We start from the raw sequence: 22,038 nt of genomic DNA, 5'->3' as shown, positions 1-22,038 counted from the left end.
CTTCTGGTAAGGGCGGAAGCTGCAAAAGCACCACAGCTCTTTCACTCGCAGCAATCTTGTCTCAGCAGCATAAGGTTCTTGTCGCTGACACCGATCCACAGGGCAGCTTAGCTTGGGTAGCTGAGCGTTCCGATGCTGAATTCGATGTTGTAAGTGAAACTGATCAGAAGGTTTTAGGGCGGTTTCGCGAGATAGGCGGGTACGACTTTTTGCTGTGCGATACACCCCCAGCGCTCGCCTCCGAAGCACTGAGCGTGACGGTCAAGCTATCTGACTTTGCCGTTTTGCCTAGCCCCACCTCTCCGCTCGATATTCGAGAACTGACTCGAACGATTAAGCAGGTGATCGCTCCATTGGGGACTCCCTATCGAGTTTTGCTAGCCAGGGTTGATAGTCGCCGCATCAATGAAGCTCTATCAATTCAAAGTCAATTGATGGCGGCTGGAGTTCCGGTCTTCAACGCGATCGCTCGAAATTTTGTGGCGCATGAGCGGGCGATCGTTGAGGGCAAGCTGATCACTCAATATCGTGGCAGCGGCGCAAAGGATGCAGCCGACGACTATCGGCGTGTTGCCAGCGAACTCCTACGAGAAATGGGAGTGTAAGCCATGCCGAAGAAAAAGATTACAGACTTACTGAGTTCCGAGCTTTCGGACTTACAGAGTTTACCAGAAGATTCAATTTCCTCGAAGCAGCAGGAGGCAGCACCCCCAGTGATTACAGAGATTCAAAGTCCGAAAGTTACAGAGTCCGAAACTCTTGAACCCTCAAACTCTGGAACCGCCAAGTATTTGCAACTGGAGCGGAAGGAGGTGCGATTGCGCCTCTCGCAGTTAGACAACCTCACTGTTGTGACTCGCAAGTTGAATCGAGCCAGGAAGGGCAAGGGGGAGCGTCTGACCGAAAATACTTTGATTCGGGTGGCGATCGATCTGCTGCTGGAGAACGCAGAGCAATTGCAGGGCACAACTGAAGAAGAACTACTTAGGTCGCTTGGGCTGCCGCCCCGCGAGTAACGCAAACGAAGATAGTTGAAGCGGTTGCCTCGAAACTTGAAGCAACCGCTTTAGTCAAGTTGGAGACAGCGCTATTATGCTTGTCGTCCACCATGCTTTTGCATCAGGGCGTCAAACCAGGCGCAGCCATATCGATACTTGCGGCCAGGACACTCCAGCACCTCCAGCACGATCGCCGCTTTGCCTTTCCCGTTTTCCATTTCCGCCTTTACAGCCAAAAACAGCGCTTTTCCAAGCTGGAAATCCTCGAAGTGGAAATTTTCCTCTGTGCCGTTTGAGCCTGGAAACTCGCTTTCCGGCTGGCTTTCCTCGTTTTCCGGCGCGGTGGAAATTTCCGGCTCAGGTCGATCGCTTTCCGAGGCGCGGAAAATCGTTTCCAACCGATCTCTTACATCCGGCTGCGGCTGTGCGGGCTGTGCCAGTGCTGCCGTAAAATCCATTGAGCCGTTCATCTCGGTGCTGATCTCAACTTCAATCGCGCTCTTGCCTGGATGCTTCAGCTTGCCCTTGAGTGCCGGAACTGGCTCACCAGTGACAGGATCGATCACCGCCTCAAGCTGTAGTTCCAGCAGTCCGTTATTGCGGGCTTTGCTGAATCCTTTAGCATTGCCCAGCGCCACCAGCGATCGATCGTGACTGACAAAGATAACGCCTTTCTTGATTTTCCGAAGGTCAGAGAGTGCGGCGGCGAAGAAATCGGCTGAGTTTTCACAGCGCAGCGACCAGTTGGTGAACTCTTCAACCAGCACCGTTTCCCGTATTGGCTGGTAGTTAGGCTGCTCCGATCGAGCCTTGTACGCCTGTTTGACAGTATTGGCGAAACCGAGCATGGCGCGGTCGCAGTCCACGTAGTCCATGCCTGCCCCAACCACTTTTAACCCTTTCCACTGCCCATATTCCTTATGCGGATCGCACACCCAGGCCAAATGTCCAGCGGCAATGCGTTGGTGCAGGAGCCATGCAGCGAAGCTGGTTTTGCCTGACCCTTGTGGTCCCCAAATTAGAACGGCTGGAAAATGAAGCAAGTCTTTCGCCCAGGCAAAGCGAGGCTGCGTCAGCGCTTTGCGATCGCTATCTGTGGCAAGTTCGTGCGTCGATCCAAGCGACGCTTGCGTCTGCGATGTTGCTGTCATGATTGGGGGTGGGGTTCTAGAGTCGGATGAATCTTCGGACGGCTCTGGCATGGCGGCTGCACCCTCTGCGGCCAGCGCTTCGATCTCGGACTGAAGGAAATCAAGCGGCGGCTCAGACTTTTCTACCGTGTCTTTGACGGCCTCGGCGGGCACGTCGATCGCACCAGCGTCGGAACAAATTGCCTCGTCTGGTTCGATTCCAGCGTGAGAGTAATCACCCTGCTTCGCAGCCTGCAAGCTGCCTTTGCCGTAAGTGCGCTCGTAAAGCTTGGCTTCAGTCGGTGTGAGCAGATGAGCGTATTGGCCTGAGTCGATCGCCCGCCAGTCTTGCGATCGCTTTTTATGCCAGTTCATCAGGTGTTGAGCAGCAATCAGACCAATGCCAACGCCACCCATCCAGCCGACCAGGGAGAAGCCGACGACCGCAACGAGGACGCCGCCAACAAGCTGCAAGCCGCCATGATTTTCAGCGTAGCGATTCACGATCGCCTGTTTAACGTGGTAGTCAGGCGCAAGTTCGCCACTGGCAAGTTTCGATTCAATTTTCTCGATTGCGTCTTGATTACTCATGATTCGATGCCTCGATGGTATGAAAAAACCGCCCTACCCGCGATGGGCGGGCGGTAAATGAATTTAGGAATTAGTTGGACTGCTGAGCCGCTTCGTCTTGCTGCTCCTGTCGCTGCTGGCGCATATAGCCAAACACCTGCCGCAGCCAGTGCCATAGCTTCACAATCACTTCGACCGCAATCAGGGTAATGACGACAGTGATCAAATTGCCCCAATCGACATCAGCCATGCTGGGAGCCAGCAGCCAGAGCGAGACGGCATCTAAACCACCCTTGATCGGTGGATAGGTGACGAGATTCATCAAGCCGTCGATTGTGTAGGCAATGGCTGCGTAGGTCGTGGCCTGGGCAACCCACTCGATCGGGATGTTGTTGTGTCGCTCCTTCAAGGCCGCTACCATCGGCGTGTCAGACGGCTTGACGGCCAGCACTTCAAACCGCTCGATCCGCTCGATGAGCGATCGCAAAGTGTCAGCATCCCTCGTTAGAATCCAAGGCAATAACTCGAAGAATTGAAAGATCGCCCACAATGCCACGCCGATCAAGGTTGTCGCAATGCTGGCGATCAATCCAAGCAGCCAACCAATTAACGGTAGCGACATCACAAAGTTAATCAGCGAGTAGTTGAGTGCTTGATTGGCTAACATCTCAACCGCTCGAATGTAGGGCTGGATGTTGAGAAAGATGAATAGCCCTGCGGCAATAATCATGCAGGCGAAAACGAGATTGAGAATGAAGACCAGCAGAGCAGATTTGCGGTTGTAGTGACGCGATCGATAGGCTTGCTGCACACGGTCTTGAAACTGACGAGTTGCGTCTTGCACCTTTTCTTTTGTGGATCTCATGGCAATTTCTCCTCCTACTGTGCAGGTGTGCGATAGAGGCCACCCGTCCGCTGCATGGCGGCATCGACAATCAAGCGATCGCCCGTGAACGCCATGCGATCAACGACTCCGCCAATGATTTCGCCCGTGATGCCGTTGGCATCGCAGACCAGGGTGTTGTCGGGCAGAGGGACCTGGCGGACGCGATCGATCACAGGCTGGCCTTGAGTGAGCGTGGTGAAGTCGCTCGGTGAATTGGTGGCGACAACCATCACGCAGCCGGACTGGTAGCGGGCGTTGGCGATTTCAGCACTTTGCTGGGCTTGGTTCTGCGAGAGCCGCAGTTGAATCTGCTGCTCGCTGTTGGCCTGCCGCTGCTGCTGCACCATTGCGCTTTGTCGCTGCGTCGATTGGAATTTGTCGCCGCCACCTGTGAATAGGCCAACGGCAACCACGCCAACACCAATTAAAACGAGTGGATTGTCTTTGAAAAACTGCGTAGACATGAGGTAATTCTTGTTAGTGAATGTGTCGAATTTGAGATGCAAAACTTACTTGCTTTGCTGCATTGCCATCTTCAGCAGGACGGCGGTACACCAGGCGATCGCATCGTCTTGGTTATCTTCATCAAAGGCAAGGATTGCGCCTTTGACCTGTGGCGAAAGCGCCTCGTATCGCCCGCTTTCAAGTTCGTCGTGCAGTGTCCAATCTTCCGAGAATTCACACTGGTAAACAACTTGCATCAGGGCAGCAATAACGCCCAGCTTTTCGGTTCTGCTCAAGCCTTGGAAGTTTTCACCGAAGAAGCCAGCCATCACTTCTAATCCGGTTGAGGTGGAGAGAGTTTCGGCCTGCATCAGTCGTAGGCTCCGGCGTGGATGTTGTCACGATGTTGAGCCACGATCGCCGCCATCAGTTCGTTAAGTTCGTCAGCGGTTGACTCGTCAGCGACTTTGATCAGCAGGAATTTAAGGCCGTCGCCAAGAATGTTGTCAGGGTCGATCGCCTCGATGCTGCTCTGCATTGGGTGTGTCTGGTGTGCGGACGCCATGTGATCCGCGATCGCGCCAACGACCAGCATTTTTTGCTGAGCGCTCAGGCGTTCCAAGAAAACACCACAACGCTGTGTGAGGGCGTTAATTGCAGGCGTTTCAATGAAGTAGGAAACAGGTTGAGCCATGATTGAATTACTCCTGTAATTTTTGTGCTTTGCGGGAGAGTAGCCAGCCTGAGACTTTGGAAGGTGGAGGGCTGGCTACAGGTCGATCGCTTCAGTGAATTGAAACTCGATTGCGGGCGCTGGCTGTGGTGTGGCTGGCAGAGTCGGGGAAGCGGCGGCAGTGGTGACGAGATGCGGGTCTCGATACTGGTTTGGGTCAAGTTCCCAAGTCTCGATCAGATGCTTTCCGTAGCGACTCACCAGCAGGGCGATCGCAGCGCTCGGAGATGGCGATCGCGTTTTGGCTTGAACTGCGTCTACGATGTGGCGAATGTCGGGGTCAAGAATGATTCGAGAGAGCGCCATGATTTACAGCGCTCCCATACCGACGATGCTGATGGTCTGCGGGTTGGGCGCAATTTTGAAGCGCTGCTTTGTGGCTTCCTGTAGCGGTAGGGCGATCGGGGCAGAGCCGCCAATAATCAGCACTTCACCTAGATTGGGGAGCCACTGACCCCAGCGCGTTTTGATTTGACCGCGAATCTCGTCGAGCCATTCGGCGCGGGCGGACTCGAAGGCAGGCGCGAAGCTGTAGCCAGTTGTGCCGTAGCAGTAATCGCTACGCTCGATCGCGTCCATGATGAGCGACAGATCGGCGGAAGTTGACAAGTCGCGATTGATGCGGCTGGCAATCTTGCGAGCCAAGTCGAACGTTCCCGGCAAGATGACATCGGCTTCGCGCATCAGTGAGCCGCCAACCGAGTAGAGACGGGCGATCGATGTACCACCACCAAGATCCAAAACTCCATTAACCTGCTTGCGGCTGAGGAATAGCCCCTGTTGCATCGCGTAGGCATAAGCAGCGCGGGTTTCGTCGATCGCTTCGACGCGGCGGACGGTGGCGACGATTGCCTGCCCATTGCGAACAAAGTCGTATGTGCCCTCGATCGCCTTGAGGCTCGACAGATCGCCGCGAGAGTTGGGCAAGGCGATCAGCAATCGCTCGACGCGCAGGGCATCGAATTGATTGACGGGGTTTGGCTCCAGCGCGGCCAGGACGAGACGGCGGGCAAGTTCGATTTTGTCGGCTTGGAATGTGGGAGTTCCGCCCATATCTTTCGCGACCTGCCCGATCGCAAAGTGCTGATTTTCAAACTCGATCACGATGCTGTTTGCGTCCGGCTCCACTTCCTCCCAAGTGGGATCGATCGGCTTGAGGTAGCTGGGAATTTGGCGAATGTTGCCGTCAGGGTCGATCCACTGGATCGTTCTGTTTCCACCGTCGAAGCAGACAACAGGGCGGATGAGCGGGCTGTTCTCAGTGTGTTCGTTGGCAATCCGCACGAGGGATTGCGAGTAAGCAAGGGTCATGGCAAATTTTCCTGTCGCGTAGGGGCTAAAGCTTGGCTCTATGAGGCGTAGAGGCAGATTGAAGCAGAGTAGGGACGATCGAGCGGTCGATCTAGCCGTGTCCTTTCTAAGTTCTTTCTTAGTTCAGGATGATAACATCGTTTTATGCGGATTGCATAAATTGTTTCTAGTGCCATCAGCATAAATGTTTTACTAACGTTCGCTAAGAGCTAGGATTTATGCAAAACAATTCCACAGATATGACTAAGCGCATGACGATCTCTGTCGATGATGACGTGCATGAGATCTTGGAGAATTGGGCTGCTGAGGAGGTGCGAACTGTTGCAAATCTTGCAGCGGCATTAGTGACGCTGGCTGCGAGAGAGCGGCAGACAAAACAGCAAACCAGTAAAGGCAAGTGAGGCTCGATCGCCATGACCGCAACAGTCACTAAAAGACTGACCTTTGAGGAGTTCCTGGCTTGGGATGACGGCTCAGGCAGAAACTTCGAGCTAGTTGACGGGATTCCAATGCCGCTATCTGAACCGAATGCCAACCATGAGGATTTGATCGAGCGGCTTTGCACGTATCTCGAAAACTTCTGTCAAACGCAAAACTTGGCTTATGTGGCTCGGCAGTCCAAACAGGTGCGACTAGGAGCAGAGCCAGGAGAAAAGGAGAAAAGCCGGAAAGCTGACATCGTTGTGTTTGCCAAGGACGAATGGCAGCGGATGAAGGGCATTTCTAGCTCTGCTGCTGCCTACGTTGCGCCTCCAGGCCTTATCGAGGTTGTCAGCAACAACTGGAAGGACGACTATCTCACGAAGCTGGCTGAATACGAAACTTTGGGCGTTTTGGAGTATTGGATTGTGGATTATTTGCCGTTTGGCGGCGTTCGATTCACTGATTCACCCAAACGACCAACGATCACCATTTACCAGCTTGAGGACGGCGAATACCAAACGCCAAAGGTGTTTCGAGGGCAAGACCGCATTGAATCTAAGCTATTTTCTGACCTGCCACTGACGGCTGAGCAAATTTTCGACATGAGCAAATGAGGGCGAACACTACGTGGAGCGAAGCTAACGCATGACAACCCAGCTTACACAGTTCCCCAAACCCAAGCAGGCGCGGGTTATTCACGATCTCACTTGGCAGCAGCTAGAGGAGTTCGATCGCTCTCTCGAAGATGTGGCTGGGGTGAAGCTCGTCTACCTGGATGGAACGCTGGAGATTATGACGATCGGTGAGGAGCATGAAGACGCTAAGGCTACGATGCGGGTATTGCTCGAAAACTACCTCAGAGTGAAAGGCATCCGGTTCTACAGTCGTGGCGGCCCCACATTGGGACGCAAAGAGCAGGGCGCAAGAAATGAGCCTGACGAGTCTTTCAGTATTGGCACTCGCGGTCAGTATCCCGATCTCGTTTTCGAGGTGACTGTTACCAGTGGGGGCGTCGATCGGCTCGAAGGCTATCGGCGGATGAGCGTTACTGAGGTGTGGTTTTGGGAGGACGGCGTTTTAGACATTTATCACCTGAGAAGTAATGGCTATGAGAAGGTCAGCAACACGGAACTGGTGCAAAACTTTCCGATCGACCTGTTCACGCGATACATCACCTATCACGACCAGTACGACGCGGTGAACGAGTTTTTAGCAGCTATTCAGTGAGGTCGATCGCCATGACGACAGCAACACAGCGACGGGTAACACTTGACGAGTATCACCGCATGATTGACGCGGGCGAACTCGACGATCGCCACGTCGAATTATTGAATGGAGAAATTGTTGAAATGCCGCCCGAAGGCGTCCCACACGCAAGCTCAAGCGATCGGGCTGAACGGTACATCCGCAAATTACTCGGCGATCGCGCTTGGCTGCGAGTTGGTAAGCCAATCACCTTACCGAACGACTCGGAACCAGAGCCGGACTTGTGCATCTGCGAAAACATCGAGTACGACGCGCATCACCCCTACCCAGAAGATATTTTCTGTCTGATTGAGTTCTCCAATTCCAGTTTGAAGAAGGATTTGGAGGTCAAGCCCCAAACCTATGCAGCCGCAGGCATTCGCGAGTATTGGGTGCTGAATCTCAAGAAAATGGAACTGACTGTTTTTCGATCGCCTACTGCAACGGGCTACCAGTCAGAGCAAAAGTTCATGCAAGGCACAATCAAGCCACTGGCATTTCAGGATGTCTCGATCGATGTACAACGACTACTGAGCTAGAGCGCGATCGTCGTGATGATTGTGAGATGAATGAGTGGGCAAATTAATTGCTGCATATCTACCTGGACTACTTCCCTCTCGACGATTCACCAATATTGTCAGACAGTTGACAATGGAAGAAAACCGTTGTCAGCAGTTTGTGGTAGACCCAGCATCCATATACCCTCCAGTTCCAGAAGCTTACAACTGGGAAGCGCTCAAGCAGATTCAGCAACAAAAGGATCTGTATTCTGCTGCTGCATTGGGCTGGGGTGGAGTTGCCATCGTCGGTTCTATACTCTTCTCTCCGTTGATTTTGGTTGGGCTTGCACCAACTACAGCAACGTTGAATGGGGTTCAAAAGACCGCGCAGCTTGAGCGAGTCGTCCCAACACTGTTAGAAGCCTTTGAGAAGGAGGGAGTTCAGGTCTTCGCTTCACTCGATGTTGAAGGGCAGCAAGACCTAGATCTATTTGTGCGATTTCCAGACAAAACTTTCTTTGCGATCGCCGTCCGCTCAAAAGGAGACAGCAAAATTGTCTTCAGCGAGAACGTGGATGACCTGCGAATAAAGCGTAAAGGCGGTACAGCCTCAAATAAGTGGAAACCTCACCCTCTACAAGAACTTAACGATCAAGAGCTTTGGCTGCGGAAGAATCGACGGGATCTATTTGGTGGGTCATCCCGTGACTCGCGCCGCCCGCTCGTCAAAGTTTTGGCATTATGGGGAGATACAAAGTTAGGGTTGCACCCAGAATCTTTGTACTCCAATATAGGTAGTAGCTCGTATCTAGTTCTCCGCAAGACAGGCACTATTTGTATGTTGGAGGAGAATCAACTAGTTTCTTTTATCCGCGACTGGCGGCTTCAACAGATGCAGCAGAAAAATAACACTTCATAACCGCCAAATATGCCAAACCCCCCATCGCCACGCGACAGAGGGCTAGTAGGCATTTTCGTAACCAGGTCAAAAAAGTTTAGCCGCTTTTTTCCCAGACCTTAAGAGCAGCGAAGCTGCTACTTCAAGCCGTAGTACCTGCAATCATAGCAAAATCTGCTATTTGCTTGTCAAATTCCTTCAATGCCTTGCCTCTCAAGGACTTGGAGATACTAAGGCTCTAAGGCTGGCGCACCTGGTTTCTCGTTCATTCTCTTCGGAACGAAAATCCAGTAAAGGAATTTGAGTAATGCCGTCTAAATTGAGTGCTTTGGGAGGCGATGCAGCATGATTGCAGTTGCCTCTCCATCCAGCCCTAACTTCTGTCCGAACTGCAAAGATACGCTTCCCGTCCACCTGTTGATTGAACCTTCGATCGAGCGGGCAATCTCTGCCAGCTCGTCGCGAAACCAACGACCAACGCCGCCTCGATCGACTGTGGTTGAACCAGAGCATTCACAGGCAGAGGTGCAGCAGAGTCCAGTTCTTGCTGTTGTCGTGCCACCCCGACCGGATCGAGAAGATCCCTTTTGGAGCCGCTTCAATCCCTGGCAGTTTTTGCAGGCGACGCCACCGCAAGCAGGCGATCGCCCCGACTGGAAAGAGGTTAAGGGCTACCCGATCGCTCAGAAGATGGCAAATCGCGGCAAGCTAATCGCCATCCGACCCCACGCCCTCACGCACTTTTTGGTCTCTGACATCGATGTAAAAAGCCGATACCACCCCAACCAAAACCCGTATGCAATTCCCAAAATGCGGCAAGTGTTGGCAGACCGCTTAGGTTTGGTCGAGTGTATTGCCGTTCGCTCCAGCGACAGCGGCGGGATTCATTTGTGGTTCTGGTTTGAGGAAGAACAAAATGCCTATCACCTGGCCGAAGCCGTCGCGATCGCGCTTAAAGATGCTGGTTTCGTCCTTCAGCCCGGACACCTTGAAATCTTTCCCAACAGCAAAACCTTCATCGACAGCGACAATCCAGAAGACTGGAGCCAATACAGCGCCATCCGCCTTCCCTTCCAGGAGCCAGGAAGCTACTTAATCGACCTCGATAACGACTGCGCTCCGCTCCTCTCAATTTGGCTTGATCAGCAGCAGGAGTTTCTGCGACTGGCAAATTGCTGTGAGCGCCGTAACGACATCACCCGCGATCGCATTGAGGCGATTCTGGCAACCAAGCCCAAACGATTCAAAAAAATCAGCGTTCGCGGCAATCAATACCTCAGTGACCTACTGACCAAAGTTCATCGCGGCTGGACAGAACACGCACAAACCAATCAACTGTTTTTCGATGTCGCTCGCCTGCTGCGAGTCTTTGGACATTTCCTGTTAAACACTGATCCTTTCTGGGAAACCGCTCGCCTCGCCGCTGCAATTCTCGACTACATCCTGCCTCTTCCCGGCAGAGAACAGTTCTGTGCCCACAACCACGAGCTAGAGAAAATCGCATGGAAGTGGGCAACTTGGGTACAGAAAACGAAATATGAGCCTTACGGCTACGGCAAGAAAAAGATTGACAAAGCGCAACCAATCGACCAGAACGAACCAACCCATAACCAGCGACAACAGCAGGGCGCACGGGAGCGCATTCTGAAGGCGATCGCCCAACTGCAAGGGCAAGGCGATTTCCCACTCGCCATCATGGTTCGAGTTGCAGCGTTTGAAGCGCTCGGAATCGATCGGGGCACTTTGTACCGTCACCTTGACTTGTGGCATCCAAAACATCTGATAAATGCCTCAGAACCTTTACAGAATCAGAGGTTCACACCTATTTTACCCTCTGAAGAGATTGAAACAGGTGTGAAACCCAGTCAGGGAGCGAAGTTCACACCTATCTCGCATAAGGAACTTGTACCGCAGTCTGCCGCCTCTACAGGGTGGGCAGCAAGGCTTTTGAAGTTTGGGGGGTCTGGGGGGTGTGCTGCGACCGCTGAAGCCCAGCGGTCGCAGATGCAGCGGTGGGCAAACAGTGACGACCCTATCCTGGTTGCTGAGGCAAACCAGTACTTTCAGTCGATCGCTCCTCAGCCTGAAACTTCGTCAAATGAGCCATCTGGAGCGATCGCTCCTCAACTGGAACCTAGTACCTCGCTGCTAGAGCCAGCGCCCCAGCTCGACCAGATTGACCAGCCTGACCAGCCCAAAGACTTGAGTTCAGTTCTGGCCGAAATTCACGTCCATCAGCATCGGCTGCTGTGGGATGCTGGAGCGCTAAAGTCCTATGTTGCCGATTGGTTTGACGGTAAACGTCAAAGCCAGCTTACCGATGATGAATTAATCCTGCTGCTGCTGGAGCTTCGCCAATTGGAGTAACCTAAATCCGCATTGGCGATCGATTCACTTGCAAGACATCGACGTAGGCCGAGGCTGCTTAGCCGCCTGGGACGACTCCAGGCGCGATCGTGTTGACGTTGCATGTCGTCCGCCTTTGCTTCTCGCATTCCTGGATGAAACGGTAGTTGACTCGGTAGTGTTCCATCGCCCATTGATAGCCGTATTCGGAACGCAACTGATTTTGTCCAATGGTTCTCCCAACCCATCCACCCAGCCCAGTGAAGACGAGTGCCCCCAATACCAGCGGCAGAATTAGCTCTCGAACGTGCTTCGACTTCAGTGCGGCTCCAGCCTCAGTGATCAACGTTTTTGCGCTTTTTTGCAGAGCCTCTCGGTAGGCTTCTCCCCTTTTCTTACGCTCTTCTTCCTCACGCTGCTTCACTTCCCTTGTCAGTGCCTCACGCTGCGCCTTTGCAAGCGTCACAATCTGCTCGACGCGCTCGATCGTCGCCTGTTCATGATCCTTGCTGAACTGCCGCAGATCCTCGATCGCCGTCTTCAGGTCCTCGGCAAGCTCCTCGTTGGTCGTCTGCACCCCTTCCGCGATGTCTTTTACGGTTTTGATTTCCGCTTGCAGCCCGTCCACCATCTGCTGATATTTCTGCTGCATTTTCTCCAGCAGCCTCATAAACAGCGCCTCGAATGCGTCCGGAAATTCTTCAAGCAACGCCTGTAATTGCCCAGTGCTAATCAGCAATAGAAAGCTGGGATCGGTAGCGTCGAGCCGAAACTTGCGAACGATCTCGAACACCTTCACCTTAAATGTGTCCGACTTGCCTTCTAGAGCCATGTCCAGAAGGGTTTTGTCTTTGGGTGGGATGGCATCAGAATTCATAGTGCTCCTGAAGATTCGAGGGCAGTGTAAGCTTCGTCCAAAAAACGTTTGATATCCTGCTTGGCAATGATTTTGAACTCTGGCGACTCCAGCGCTTCCTCAAACGTCCAGCGCCGAGCATTGATCTTGATCCGCTTGCCGTCCGAGAGCTTAGGAAAATCGATCACCGGAACTCGGTATTGCTCGATTGCATCCTGCAATTCCGTGTTCTCTTCAAAGTATTCCCAGTCGCTGCAACGTCCCCAGTTTCTAATCAGGATGTGGGGCATTTTGTCCTGGTAGTAATTAATCGACTGGAGAAACAAATTGATTGAGTCGTCTTCGCCATCACACACGAACCAGTTGCGAAACTCAACTTTATACTTCTTCGCCAACTGAAAAATATTCTTTTTCGTAATCCACTGGCTCATCGGGCGAAATGTTTGAGCCGCTAGATCAACGACGACATCCCGCTCGATCGCCAATTCAAACAGCTCATCGGGCGCATCCTCTCTCTTCTCAGCTTCACTGAAAATGACGAAGCGAACGGAGTCATCCCAGAACTTTTGATATCTCGGCTTGACGATCCGAGAATCTTCGCGATCCTTGTACCGATTCGTAGAGGTCGGGTTCGATCGATCGGTTGCAACGAGATAGAATAAAACGCCTTTAGTCGTTAAATACTGAACAAACGTGGATGTAATAAAAGACTTGCCGACACCACCCTTTTCAGCGTTGATGAAATGTAGCTTCATACACTTTAATAACTACTAAACTCATCCTCCGCTTTCTTAGAGGATTGTGACTTCTTCATTGTAGATTTATTTTCTTCTTTTGGCACTAATCGGGCGGCTTCATCTTTGTTCACTGAAATACTGTCTTTACTTTCATTAGCATCATTGCTTTTTTCATCTAAACTGGCTTCGTCAATCACTTTAGTTTGCTCGTCTTTTTGTTTACCTTGAGAGCTGCCTAGCTTTTCTAATTTCTTGCTAGAACTGCTTTTACTTCCATCGACTTTTCTATTTTTACTTCCATCTGACTTAACGCCTGTTTGGGCAGAGGTTCTTGGTTTTTTAGCACCGAGATACTGTTTCAGAGTTGCGCCACTGATCTGTATTTCACTTTCCTTTAACATCTCCGCGATTTCTTCGTAGCTATACCCGCGATCGAGTAGCTGTACGAGCGTCTCCTTCATAAATTCAATTGCCTCTCGAAGCGATACCTCTTCCTTTGGCTTTTCTGGCACTGCTGCCAGAGTCTCAATCGCCTTCTCGATCGTTTTAACTTTGATTTTCTGAGTTGAAGTTTTATCTACCATGATTGCCTCTGTTTCAATATCAAAAACTGTAACCATGTGAGATTCCTGCTGCTGTCTTTTTCCGAGTAGCCAGAGTTGGTGTACTCACTACACCTTTTTTCGCCCTACGGGGCGTTCCGCTTCGCTACACTCGAAAAAAGGTTCGTTCGCGGGGGAGACCCCCGACCCCCAGCTACTCGGAAAAGAAATATCCTTCCCCTCGCCATGCCGAAAGCCATCTGTCGAATTGCCAAGCTCAAAAGCGGAGGGGCGATCGCCGCCTCTGAATCTCATACTAAGCGCACCCGTGACACCCCGAACGCCGACCTGTCTAAATTTAATGAACGGTTTATCGGCTCCCCAGTAGCAGAAGGGGCACTTTTAGAAAATGAGGTGTTTGCCCGAATCGGCAGCAATGGAGGAAAGAAGATTCGCACCGATGCCGTTCTTTGCGTCGAAATGATGCTCACGGCCAGTCCTGAGTACTTTCGACCGGGGGATCGCGGCAAAGCGGGTGAATGGGACTCTGAGCAGCTAGAGACGTGGAAGGATGCGGTAGGCGAATGGCTGGAGGCAAGGTACGGCGATCGCGTGGTGCGAGCCGAATTGCACCTCGACGAGGCTACGCCCCACATCCACATTTATCTGGTTCCCCTGGATGACCAGGATAAGCTGAACTGCAAGAGTTTATTTGGCGATCGCAAAAAGCTTTCTCAGTTGCAGGACAGCTACGCTCAGGCAGTCGCGCACTTGGGGTTGGAGCGCGGCATCAAGGGGAGTCGGGCAACGCACACGCAGGTCAAGGACTACTACTCAGCCGTTACCAAAGAGCCGGATCAAGAACTGTCGCAGGACGAAATTCATCACCAGCTCGCTGACCGCGCTCGTGTGCTGAAAGAGAATGACGATTTGGAGCGCACGGCTCGATCGCTAGAGCGTGAAAAGGAATTGTTGCAGCAGCGAGTTCGAGATCTAGAAGTTGAGGCGCATCACCAGCGGCAGGCCGCGCAAAACTGGCAGCAAAAATATCGAGCGCGGGTTGCCGAGCTTCGAGAAATTCCCCTGGCTGATGTGGCGATCGAATTAGGCTTCGACCCCGACTCCAAGGATAAGCGCAAGTGGAAAGACGAAAGCCGCACGATTAACATCACGGGCAGCAAGTTTTATGATTTTGGCGAGATGCGCGGCGGCGGTGGCGCGATCGATTTGGTGATGCAGATGGAGCGGTGCAGCTTCACGGATGCGATCGGCTGGCTGCACAATCGCTTTGGCAGAGCTGAGGTTTCACAGACCATCGCCCGACAGGTGGAGCGCACCCTTGAAGAGCAGCCGCCCCAATCATTCACGCCGCCCCAACCAGACGAACAGCATTGGCAGCAGGTGAGGAATTACCTGATTCAAAAGCGCAAGCTGCCCAGCGCCTTGATCGATCGGCTGCATGAGGATGGATTGCTCTACGCAGACAAACACCAAAACGCCGTTTTTCTACGAATGTCGTTTGAGGGTGAGGTGACAGGCGCATCGCTCAGGGGTACGGCAGGCGAAAACAATAGCTTCAAAGGGCTGGCGGCTGGAACACGCCGGACACAAGGTTGTTTCATGGTTGGAGCGGACAACCCAGAGCGAGCCGTGATTTGTGAGTCTCCGATCGATGCCTTGTCTTATGCCGTGCTGTACCCGTCGAAGAAAAACACGCTGTACTTGGCGACGGACGGCTCTGGCAGTGTTCCCTTAGAGCGGTTGAAGGAATTGCCTGAAGTGGTGTTGGCGCTTGATAATGACGCGGCTGGTGAGGCGATCGCCCAGCGGTTGCAAGCGGAGTTACCAGGGGCGCAGCGCCATGTTTCCAACGTAAAGGATTGGAATGAGGATTTGCAGCTTCACCTTCAGCAGTTACAACAGCAACTCATGAAGTCCCGCCAACGCATTTATGAATTGAATGACGACCGTGGCATCGAGTAGTTGGAATTACGAATTTCAATGATTTAACGTTTGATAACTAGGTTTTCTTAACAAGTCTTTTGCTAATCGGGTGTGAAGATAAACATTATCTGAGCTTCAAAGTTGCAATTGAGCTTTTCCTTGATTGCGATCTGTTTAGGTATTTCACCCGGAGACTAATCTCCGGGCGAATTGAGGTAGACCTGAAGAATGTGTTACCGAGCTTGCTTGATCGACGGAACTAGAACATTGTCAATGCTTTGGATGACGCCGTTCGTAGTCTGAACATAGATATCGCCAAGCTGGAACTGTGAGTTGGTCAAGTCGCTCGATGGAGCGCGATCGCCCTGTTGGGGCGTAATAGCAGCACCGTTGAGCAATGTGGGAATCGAGGATGCAGCTTGAATCTCTTCAGCGGTCTTTGCCCCTGCGGAGGCATGATATTGGAGCACTTTTTGCAGCAGCGGGACTGCATCACCACCCACAAATACCTCTTGTGTCGTCACTTGATCCACTTGCTGAATAACGTTGATGATTTGGCGGTATGCCTTCGACTCTGCATCTTCAGTTCCCTGGTCAACCCCGCCAAGGGTAAACTCCGCAAACTCGATAAAAGCAGCATCCGTGGGCGCAAAAAGCGTCAGGTTCGCGTTCGGGGCTGCGAAGAGATCCGCAATTTCAGCCGTTGCCAGCAGCTTGTTCAAAATATCGAAATCCTGGCGATTGTCATCGAAGCCACTGCCGCTCTGAGCGAGAACACTTGCGATCGTCGTTGGCTGGCCTGCTTGCGGTTGCGTCCTGGGCAAGACTGGAAATTGACCTGATAGGAAGTAGGGAAACAGAACGCGATCGATTCCTTGAATCACCCCATTGCGGGCTGCGATGTCTTGGAGATTCTCTTGAATTCTAGGAGCCATTAAGTTCGGCGCAGCGTCAATCAGGTTGCCATTGACATAGGCAATTCGATTGGCGTTAACTGGCCTATCCCCCCAGTTAAGCAGCGTTGCCATGCTTTTGTCACCTGGCAATTGCTGAAGGGCATCCAGGTTTTTTGCACCGGAAGAGACATGGTACAGCAGCACATCTCTCAAATTAAAAGCGTTGGGGTTGCTGCCGCCTCTGGCAACGTCAAGCTGATTCATTCTGGCGAACTCTTGGTTAATCACGTCCAGCACAGCGGCTTCATCGTTGCCTTGGTAGCCGAAGAAGCGAGAGAGTTTCAAGAAAGCCGCATCGGTGGGCGCGAACACAGTCAAATTCGCCGCTTGGTCTGCGAGGGCATCGACAAGACCCGTCTGTTTGACTGCGTTGAGCAAGATGTCGAAGTCTTCGGGATTGCTGTCATACTGACCGCCGCTTTGGGACACGATTTCGGCGATCGTCAGTTCAGCACCCGAAGACTGGGCGGGTCTTTGCTGGCTCACGCTGTCCGTTGCGGTTGCCGCACAGGTTCCAAGACTGCGATCGCTTGCCAGATTTGCCCGATAGATCGCCTGCTGCTCTGGAGTCAAGACAGACATCATCTGAGCATCAAATTCACGCTTGAGCCTTGATCGAGTTGCGATTTGCTCGCGGGTGAGGAGCAATCTTTGGTCAGTGGAGAACGTAGCGTACCGACCGAATTGCTGGGTGAGCAGTTCTACTTGTCGCGTGAAAGGAACATTGTTACGGATCATCTCGTCCTGTGCGGCAGAAATTTCTGGCCCAATGCGATCGCCCTCAGTCCCAACAAATTCCTCTCTGATCGAGACTTGGAGAGAACTTCCCCCAAAATTAGGATCGGTTTGAATCGTCCCAAGCTCCGTTTCCGACCTTCGATTGAGTTCGGCTGAAAATCTTTGGAATGCAGACTCTTGCTCAGGCGTGAATGTGATGCCCTGGAAGTCGTAGGACAAGGCAGTTTCAAACCCAGGGATACAACTGATGAGATTTTGGGAATTCCCATTTTGGGCGGAAGGTTGAGCTTCAAGTTGAGTTCGGTTTTGAGACTGAGCAGATTGTTGAACAGCAGTACCGAACATTAAAGAGAGAACGGCGATCGCGCCGATCGATCGAACTGATTTAGACAAGGAAATGAATTTCATATCAGAAATCTCAAGTTAAAGACTGAGCAGGTTCTTGTCCACTCACACTGACTAAAGCGGAAAGTGCAGCAATCAAACCAAGTGCACCAAGCGTTTTTGAAAGCAGGGAAAATTTCATGTTGGTCGTCTTTCTGTTTGGGTGTATTGCCCGGAGATTGATTTCCGGGCAAATCGAAGTAGGTCGAGAGAAGATATTGCTTGAACTGTTCAATCGATGGAACTAGAACGTTGTCAAGGCTTTGAACTACACCGTGAGTTCGCTTTTTGTCGCTAATTTTGTTTAGAACAAACCTCCCATCTCATAGGAGTTTCCGACCCTGGTAAAAGGGCTGTTGCTGAGACCACAAGCCTCATTGCTTCTTTGGAAGGCTGTTTGGTTCTGTCGATATCTCTGTTGTTGTTCAGGAGTCATCACAGCAAGGATCTGATTTTGCAACGCCTGACTCTCTCTTTCAAACTCCTCAAACAGTGCTTGACTGTAAACCAGCGTTTGTTCCGGAAAGAAGCTTCCATACTGACTGTATCTTGCAGTCAATGCGTCGATTTGGGCAGGTGTGGCAATTATCACTTCAGTGCTAATTGCGTTTTGCACTTCAGACGGGACTTCGACACCTCGCTGTGGAATAAACACAACCATTGCATCAGGTTTGATGACTCGTTCAGCCCTCGCATCGAGCCGAGGCACGACTTGAGTGTTATACCGATTGATGACTGCATCATAAGCAGCAAATTGTCTTGCAGAAAGATTCACACCGTCGAAGACACCATTTGGCGCTTGCTCAGAAGCGATCGCACAAGCACTCTGAGCAGGTTCACTCTGAGTTTGAAGTTGAGCATTGGCGGGTTTTTGTAGCCCTACATAACCCACCACAGCAACGAGAGCCGCCAAGACGATCGTGCGAACTGCTTTAGACGAAGAAGTGACTTTCATGGAACAATCTCCAAAAGAATGAGTTGAGAGAGTAGAGTTTGACAGAAATCGTTTGATGGCACGACTTCTTCTAATTCAGAATTGAGCTTGAGTTTGGTTCTGAATTAATCTGCGAAGCTGGATAATCATCAGGGCAACCTTTTTTTAGCCATGTTTCAATTGATTGTGCTTCGGTGGTTGTGAACAGCATTCTAGCTAGAAGACAGACCCTAAAGTAGTCCGATGAGGCATGGAAAACCATGACCCAGGTCATGGTCAATAACTAGAAAAAATGCAGTACAGTAACGATAATTAGAGGGAACTTTCAGACACTACACTTGGTCAATATGGTTTTTTTGCGATCGCTTTCCCAATTTTTTCGATCTCTAGAATGGACATTCCTCATTGGTCATCTGGGGCTGTTGCTGAGTGCATCGAATCATAATTTTTCGATCGTATTAGGCGGTTGTGTCACGCTTTTTCTGATGAGTTGGGTTTTTCCACTTCATCGCCCTCAATGGCAACGCCTCAGCTATGTTTTGTTCGCAATGAGTACGGTGTTAGGGGCAGGCTTGTTTGGTGTGAATCTGGGCTTGTTTTTACAAGTTTATGTAGCTAAAAGTTACTTCCTGCTAGGGCGGCGGACGGCGATCGCGCTGGTTGGGCTAACCGCAATTCCTTGGGCATTTAATGAGTACGCAAGAGAATCGCATCAACTACAAGCTTCATCCGGTCTCGATTCGATCGATCCAATTCGCTTTGCAATTTTTACATTAGCGATCTATGCGGCGGCTAGTTTCTTCACTCTAATGCTGAGTCAAATGGTCGTCATTCAGCAGAAAAAAGATCAGAAAATTGAAGAACTCTCAGAACAAGTTGAATCACTCGCAGCAACCTTAGAGCGCACACGCATTGCACGGGAAATTCACGATTCTTTAGGGCACACATTAACCAATTTAGATACTCAGCTTGCTGTGGCGCAAACCTTGCGATCGCACAACCCAACCCAAGCGTTTGAAGCCGTTGACACTGCAAAACAACTGGCTCGGCAATGTATCGAGGATGTCAGTCAAGCTTTAAGCCGAATGCGCGAATCTGACTTTGATCTCAATCAAGCCTTAATTGCCCTAATTGAACAACTGAGGCAAACTTCTACGCTAAAAGTAGAGTGGAAAGTCAATCTTCCGAATCTGCCAGTTTATCAAAGCTATCAAATCTATTGCCTTGTCAAAGAGGCATTAATGAACGTGCAGAAACACGCCAAAGCGTCTCGCGTTCAATTTTCTGCCCATCAAACCGATCGAGGCATTGCGATCGATCTCGTCGATGATGGCATTGGATTTAATAAAACTGCTTTTACACCCGGATTTGGGCTTCAGGGTATGATCGAGCGTGTTCAACTCCTCGGTGGTCAATTTGACCTGCAAACTGAGGCGGCTCAAGGCACTCAAATTCACATCACGCTCCCGCTATGATTCGGCTGTTGTTAGCAGATGACCAAGCGATCTTCCGGCAAGGACTCGCGACGATGCTCTCAGTTGAGCCAGATCTAGAAATTGCGGGACAAGCGGCCAATGGTCAAGAAGCGATCGAAATGGCGAAACGGTTGCAACCGCACGTCATTTTGATGGATGTGCAAATGCCGATCTGTAATGGGGTGCAGGCAACTCAAATCATCCACGAATGCTATCCCTGGATTCGGATTTTAGTCCTTACAACGTTTGATGATGATGAATACATTCTCCAGTCGCTGCAAGTTGGAGCGTTAGGCTATCTCCTCAAGCGGACACCCGCGCCTGAGATTGCCACTGCGATTCGCTCTGTTTCCCAAGGTTACAGTCAACTTGGCCCCACCATTGCAACGAAAGCCTTCTCTCAATTAAAAGCACCTGCTTCCCCCAATGCGCCCAGTTCACTGGGCAAACGAGAAATTGAAGTTTTGAAACTCATCGGTGAAGGCAGGAATAACCTAGAGATTGCACAAGCACTTTACCTGAGTGAAGGAACGGTGAAAAACTATGTCACCCAAATTTTGAGCAAGTTGGAAATGCGCGATCGCATTGCCGCCGCACTCTGGGCACAACGCAATCTGCTTTGAAGCGCGATCGCATTTGTCAATGTAGATTTGCTCTCTAAAGCAATTAGTCAAAGCTGCACTAAATGACTCAACCCCAGTCAGCACAAGGAGCGCAGCGTTTTCTGGCCTGGACTGGCGATCGCCCCAGCAGCAACGAAAGAATGCGGGTTTCGAGTGCGTTGTAGTACGTCCTTCAGTCCAGTTTTAAGCCAGCGTTTGTAGCACAATTGTAGTATTTCACCTCGATCGCTGGGTATCCCTCGTCGAAAGAAGGCCGTCTTGCCGGGATTCAGCCGATAATGAAACATCGGGTTTGGTCACTGCCATGACTCAAGAATTACTGGACTCAGATGAGATCGTCACCGAGCTTGACATTAGCCACCTTGCGATCGAGGACGATACCCCTGTGGACAATTTTCAATCGGAGGAACAGCAGCGACTGCTGGTGGAACCACTCTACAGTGCCAAAGCGCTTCCCGCCCCCTTCTTGGCGGCGGCAAATGTGGGACTGTTCTATAAGCTCAAAGGTGAGCCTGTCGTTCCCGATGCGCTGTTGAGTTTAGGAGTGCAGCGCCCCGACGACTTCTCGCAGCGGCGAAACCGTTCCTATTTCGTGTGGGAGTTCGGCAAGCTGCCGGAGGTGTGCATTGAAATTGTCTCCAACCAGGAGGGTGATGAACTGACGCTGAGCCGGAAGTCGCAGCAAAAAGGGAAAACGACCGTCAAGAAAGACCTGTACGCTCGAATTGGCGTCCGCTACTACGTGGTGTTTGATCCGCTCAAGCAGCTTCAGGGCGCGGATGAAATGAACGGAGCGCTGCTGCGGGTGTGGACGATCGCGCCAACAGGCTACACAGAACTGACTTCAGCCGCAGACATTACTGCGATTGGTGAGTCGATTTGGTTGGAGGGAGTTGGCCTGGGGCTAACGCTATGGGAAGGGCAGTTTGAGGAGGAGATCACACGGCTCTGGTTGCGGTGGTGCGATCGCGAGGGTCGCGTCATTCCCACTGGTGCGGAAGGTCAAGAGATTGAGCGTCAGCGGGCAGACCGACTGGCTGAACGACTACGGGCACTAGGCATCGATCCTGATGAGGTTTAGATGGAAGTACGTTGAGCTTCGGATTTGGGTTTGGTCGATTTGCAGCGCATTTTGACGCAAACTCACAAACTTCCAAACTCTGTAAGTTTGTGAGTTTGCAACTCTTGAAGTCTGTGACATACTGACCGCATTGAAGTGTGTCAAAAATAATCATGAAAATCGTGGCGATCGCTTCTGGTAAGGGCGGAAGCTGCAAAAGCACCACAGCTCTTTCACTCGCAGCAATCTTGTCTCAGCAGCATAAGGTTCTTGTCGCTGACACCGATCCACAGGGCAGCTTAGCT

The 22,038-nt window shown here is 51.5% G+C and carries 25 protein-coding genes; 13 read left to right on the top strand and 12 right to left on the bottom strand.

Annotation, left to right across the window (positions count from 1 at the left end):
* On the top strand, nt 1-605 hold a 605-nt coding region (locus H6F67_RS18535; RefSeq protein WP_190768112.1), incomplete at its 5' end, for a ParA family protein.
* Between the two features lie 3 nt (nt 606-608).
* Nucleotides 609-1,016, top strand: coding sequence for a hypothetical protein (locus tag H6F67_RS27405; protein ID WP_199304510.1), 408 nt, complete (start codon nt 609-611; stop codon nt 1,014-1,016).
* A gap of 74 nt (nt 1,017-1,090) precedes the next feature.
* Here the strand turns inward: H6F67_RS27405 and H6F67_RS18525 are convergent, their stop codons facing one another.
* From H6F67_RS18525 to H6F67_RS18495, 7 genes are all read right to left on the bottom strand, one after another.
* Nucleotides 1,091-2,719 (bottom strand): hypothetical protein, encoded by a 1,629-nt coding sequence (locus H6F67_RS18525; RefSeq protein ID WP_190768111.1) that lies wholly within the window; start codon nt 2,717-2,719, stop codon nt 1,091-1,093.
* Between the two features lie 70 nt (nt 2,720-2,789).
* A complete protein-coding gene (locus H6F67_RS18520) occupies nt 2,790-3,563 on the bottom strand; it encodes a hypothetical protein (protein WP_190768110.1) in 774 nt (257 codons plus the stop codon).
* 14 nt (nt 3,564-3,577) lie between these two features.
* Complete coding sequence (locus H6F67_RS18515) at nt 3,578-4,048, bottom strand: hypothetical protein (protein WP_199304509.1); 471 nt, start codon at nt 4,046-4,048, stop codon at nt 3,578-3,580.
* 45 nt (nt 4,049-4,093) lie between these two features.
* Complete coding sequence (locus H6F67_RS18510; protein WP_190768109.1) at nt 4,094-4,399, bottom strand: hypothetical protein; 306 nt, start codon at nt 4,397-4,399, stop codon at nt 4,094-4,096.
* Nucleotides 4,399-4,722 (bottom strand): hypothetical protein, encoded by a 324-nt coding sequence (locus tag H6F67_RS18505; protein ID WP_190768108.1) that lies wholly within the window; start codon nt 4,720-4,722, stop codon nt 4,399-4,401. The genes H6F67_RS18510 and H6F67_RS18505 overlap by 1 nt, the downstream gene beginning before the upstream one ends.
* A gap of 75 nt (nt 4,723-4,797) precedes the next feature.
* A complete protein-coding gene (locus tag H6F67_RS18500) occupies nt 4,798-5,067 on the bottom strand; it encodes a hypothetical protein (RefSeq protein WP_190768107.1) in 270 nt (89 codons plus the stop codon).
* Between the two features lie 3 nt (nt 5,068-5,070).
* Nucleotides 5,071-6,072 (bottom strand): ParM/StbA family protein, encoded by a 1,002-nt coding sequence (locus H6F67_RS18495; RefSeq protein WP_190768106.1) that lies wholly within the window; start codon nt 6,070-6,072, stop codon nt 5,071-5,073.
* A 218-nt stretch (nt 6,073-6,290) separates the two neighbouring features.
* Here H6F67_RS18495 and H6F67_RS18490 point away from each other — a divergent pair, with 218 nt between their 5' ends.
* The 6 genes from H6F67_RS18490 (at nt 6,291) to H6F67_RS18465 (ending at nt 11,505) form a co-directional block, all read left to right on the top strand.
* Nucleotides 6,291-6,473, top strand: a complete 183-nt coding sequence (locus tag H6F67_RS18490) for a ribbon-helix-helix domain-containing protein (protein WP_190768105.1) — start codon at nt 6,291-6,293, stop codon at nt 6,471-6,473.
* 12 nt (nt 6,474-6,485) lie between these two features.
* Nucleotides 6,486-7,109, top strand: a complete 624-nt coding sequence (locus H6F67_RS18485) for a Uma2 family endonuclease (RefSeq protein ID WP_190768104.1) — start codon at nt 6,486-6,488, stop codon at nt 7,107-7,109.
* Nucleotides 7,110-7,140: 31 nt separating this feature from the next.
* Nucleotides 7,141-7,722: a Uma2 family endonuclease gene (locus H6F67_RS18480; protein ID WP_190768103.1), complete on the top strand. Its 582-nt coding sequence runs from the start codon at nt 7,141-7,143 to the stop codon at nt 7,720-7,722.
* 11 nt (nt 7,723-7,733) lie between these two features.
* On the top strand, nt 7,734-8,279 hold the full coding sequence (locus H6F67_RS18475) for a Uma2 family endonuclease (protein WP_190768102.1): 546 nt from the start codon (nt 7,734-7,736) through the stop codon (nt 8,277-8,279).
* A gap of 112 nt (nt 8,280-8,391) precedes the next feature.
* Nucleotides 8,392-9,159: a hypothetical protein gene (locus H6F67_RS18470; protein ID WP_190768101.1), complete on the top strand. Its 768-nt coding sequence runs from the start codon at nt 8,392-8,394 to the stop codon at nt 9,157-9,159.
* A gap of 324 nt (nt 9,160-9,483) precedes the next feature.
* Nucleotides 9,484-11,505, top strand: a complete 2,022-nt coding sequence (locus H6F67_RS18465; RefSeq protein WP_190768100.1) for a hypothetical protein — start codon at nt 9,484-9,486, stop codon at nt 11,503-11,505.
* Nucleotides 11,506-11,563: 58 nt separating this feature from the next.
* Here H6F67_RS18465 and H6F67_RS18460 read toward each other — a convergent pair whose 3' ends face one another.
* The 3 genes from H6F67_RS18460 to H6F67_RS18450 are packed head-to-tail and all read right to left on the bottom strand — an operon-like array spanning nt 11,564 to nt 13,697.
* Nucleotides 11,564-12,361: a DUF6753 family protein gene (locus H6F67_RS18460; RefSeq protein ID WP_190768099.1), complete on the bottom strand. Its 798-nt coding sequence runs from the start codon at nt 12,359-12,361 to the stop codon at nt 11,564-11,566.
* Complete coding sequence (locus tag H6F67_RS18455) at nt 12,358-13,095, bottom strand: mobilization protein MobD-like protein (protein ID WP_190768098.1); 738 nt, start codon at nt 13,093-13,095, stop codon at nt 12,358-12,360. Before H6F67_RS18455 ends, H6F67_RS18460 begins: the two co-directional genes overlap by 4 nt.
* A 5-nt stretch (nt 13,096-13,100) precedes the next feature.
* On the bottom strand, nt 13,101-13,697 hold the full coding sequence (locus tag H6F67_RS18450; RefSeq protein WP_190768097.1) for a hypothetical protein: 597 nt from the start codon (nt 13,695-13,697) through the stop codon (nt 13,101-13,103).
* Between the two features lie 168 nt (nt 13,698-13,865).
* Between H6F67_RS18450 and mobV the strand changes: the two genes are divergently transcribed.
* A complete protein-coding gene (mobV, locus tag H6F67_RS18445) occupies nt 13,866-15,602 on the top strand; it encodes a MobV family relaxase (protein WP_190768096.1) in 1,737 nt (578 codons plus the stop codon).
* Nucleotides 15,603-15,796: 194 nt separating this feature from the next.
* Here mobV and H6F67_RS18440 read toward each other — a convergent pair whose 3' ends face one another.
* Both H6F67_RS18440 and H6F67_RS18435 read right to left on the bottom strand, forming a co-directional pair.
* Nucleotides 15,797-17,104 carry a fasciclin domain-containing protein gene (locus H6F67_RS18440; RefSeq protein WP_190768095.1) on the bottom strand — a complete coding sequence of 436 codons (1,308 nt, stop codon included), beginning with the start codon at nt 17,102-17,104 and terminating at the stop codon, nt 15,797-15,799.
* An 841-nt stretch (nt 17,105-17,945) separates the two neighbouring features.
* Nucleotides 17,946-18,596 (bottom strand): hypothetical protein, encoded by a 651-nt coding sequence (locus H6F67_RS18435; protein WP_190768094.1) that lies wholly within the window; start codon nt 18,594-18,596, stop codon nt 17,946-17,948.
* 464 nt (nt 18,597-19,060) lie between these two features.
* Between H6F67_RS18435 and H6F67_RS18430 the strand changes: the two genes are divergently transcribed.
* The 4 genes from H6F67_RS18430 to H6F67_RS18415 all read left to right on the top strand — a co-directional run.
* Complete coding sequence (locus H6F67_RS18430; RefSeq protein WP_190768093.1) at nt 19,061-20,050, top strand: sensor histidine kinase; 990 nt, start codon at nt 19,061-19,063, stop codon at nt 20,048-20,050.
* Nucleotides 20,047-20,673: a response regulator transcription factor gene (locus tag H6F67_RS18425; RefSeq protein WP_190768092.1), complete on the top strand. Its 627-nt coding sequence runs from the start codon at nt 20,047-20,049 to the stop codon at nt 20,671-20,673. Before H6F67_RS18430 ends, H6F67_RS18425 begins: the two co-directional genes overlap by 4 nt.
* Nucleotides 20,674-20,977: 304 nt before the next feature.
* Nucleotides 20,978-21,754: a Uma2 family endonuclease gene (locus H6F67_RS18420; RefSeq protein ID WP_190768091.1), complete on the top strand. Its 777-nt coding sequence runs from the start codon at nt 20,978-20,980 to the stop codon at nt 21,752-21,754.
* 152 nt (nt 21,755-21,906) lie between these two features.
* A partial coding sequence (locus H6F67_RS18415; protein WP_190768090.1) for a ParA family protein occupies nt 21,907-22,038 on the top strand: 132 nt, incomplete at its 3' end.

The organism is Microcoleus sp. FACHB-1515 (assembly GCF_014696105.1).
Classification (GTDB): Bacteria; Cyanobacteriota; Cyanobacteriia; order Elainellales; family Elainellaceae; genus JAAUTJ01.
The sequence above is the reverse complement of the archived record's forward strand: the minus strand, read 5'-3'. Positions and strand labels throughout refer to the sequence as shown.

Coding starts and splice junctions, on each gene's coding strand:
- H6F67_RS18465 (WP_190768100.1), top strand. CDS start 9,484: ATGATTGCAGTTGCCTCTCCATCCAGCCCTAACTTCTGTCCGAACTGC.
- H6F67_RS18470 (WP_190768101.1), top strand. CDS start 8,392: ATGGAAGAAAACCGTTGTCAGCAGTTTGTGGTAGACCCAGCATCCATA.
- H6F67_RS18435 (WP_190768094.1), bottom strand. CDS start 18,596: ATGAAAGTCACTTCTTCGTCTAAAGCAGTTCGCACGATCGTCTTGGCG.
- H6F67_RS18475 (WP_190768102.1), top strand. CDS start 7,734: ATGACGACAGCAACACAGCGACGGGTAACACTTGACGAGTATCACCGC.
- H6F67_RS27405 (WP_199304510.1), top strand. CDS start 609: ATGCCGAAGAAAAAGATTACAGACTTACTGAGTTCCGAGCTTTCGGAC.
- H6F67_RS18485 (WP_190768104.1), top strand. CDS start 6,486: ATGACCGCAACAGTCACTAAAAGACTGACCTTTGAGGAGTTCCTGGCT.
- H6F67_RS18525 (WP_190768111.1), bottom strand. CDS start 2,719: ATGAGTAATCAAGACGCAATCGAGAAAATTGAATCGAAACTTGCCAGT.
- mobV (WP_190768096.1), top strand. CDS start 13,866: ATGCCGAAAGCCATCTGTCGAATTGCCAAGCTCAAAAGCGGAGGGGCG.
- H6F67_RS18510 (WP_190768109.1), bottom strand. CDS start 4,399: ATGCAGGCCGAAACTCTCTCCACCTCAACCGGATTAGAAGTGATGGCT.
- H6F67_RS18430 (WP_190768093.1), top strand. CDS start 19,061: ATGAGTTGGGTTTTTCCACTTCATCGCCCTCAATGGCAACGCCTCAGC.
- H6F67_RS18495 (WP_190768106.1), bottom strand. CDS start 6,072: ATGACCCTTGCTTACTCGCAATCCCTCGTGCGGATTGCCAACGAACAC.
- H6F67_RS18460 (WP_190768099.1), bottom strand. CDS start 12,361: ATGAATTCTGATGCCATCCCACCCAAAGACAAAACCCTTCTGGACATG.
- H6F67_RS18420 (WP_190768091.1), top strand. CDS start 20,978: ATGACTCAAGAATTACTGGACTCAGATGAGATCGTCACCGAGCTTGAC.
- H6F67_RS18455 (WP_190768098.1), bottom strand. CDS start 13,095: ATGAAGCTACATTTCATCAACGCTGAAAAGGGTGGTGTCGGCAAGTCT.
- H6F67_RS18425 (WP_190768092.1), top strand. CDS start 20,047: ATGATTCGGCTGTTGTTAGCAGATGACCAAGCGATCTTCCGGCAAGGA.
- H6F67_RS18490 (WP_190768105.1), top strand. CDS start 6,291: ATGCAAAACAATTCCACAGATATGACTAAGCGCATGACGATCTCTGTC.
- H6F67_RS18440 (WP_190768095.1), bottom strand. CDS start 17,104: ATGATGTCTGTCTTGACTCCAGAGCAGCAGGCGATCTATCGGGCAAAT.
- H6F67_RS18450 (WP_190768097.1), bottom strand. CDS start 13,697: ATGGTTACAGTTTTTGATATTGAAACAGAGGCAATCATGGTAGATAAA.
- H6F67_RS18500 (WP_190768107.1), bottom strand. CDS start 5,067: ATGGCGCTCTCTCGAATCATTCTTGACCCCGACATTCGCCACATCGTA.
- H6F67_RS18515 (WP_199304509.1), bottom strand. CDS start 4,048: ATGTCTACGCAGTTTTTCAAAGACAATCCACTCGTTTTAATTGGTGTT.
- H6F67_RS18505 (WP_190768108.1), bottom strand. CDS start 4,722: ATGGCTCAACCTGTTTCCTACTTCATTGAAACGCCTGCAATTAACGCC.
- H6F67_RS18520 (WP_190768110.1), bottom strand. CDS start 3,563: ATGAGATCCACAAAAGAAAAGGTGCAAGACGCAACTCGTCAGTTTCAA.
- H6F67_RS18480 (WP_190768103.1), top strand. CDS start 7,141: ATGACAACCCAGCTTACACAGTTCCCCAAACCCAAGCAGGCGCGGGTT.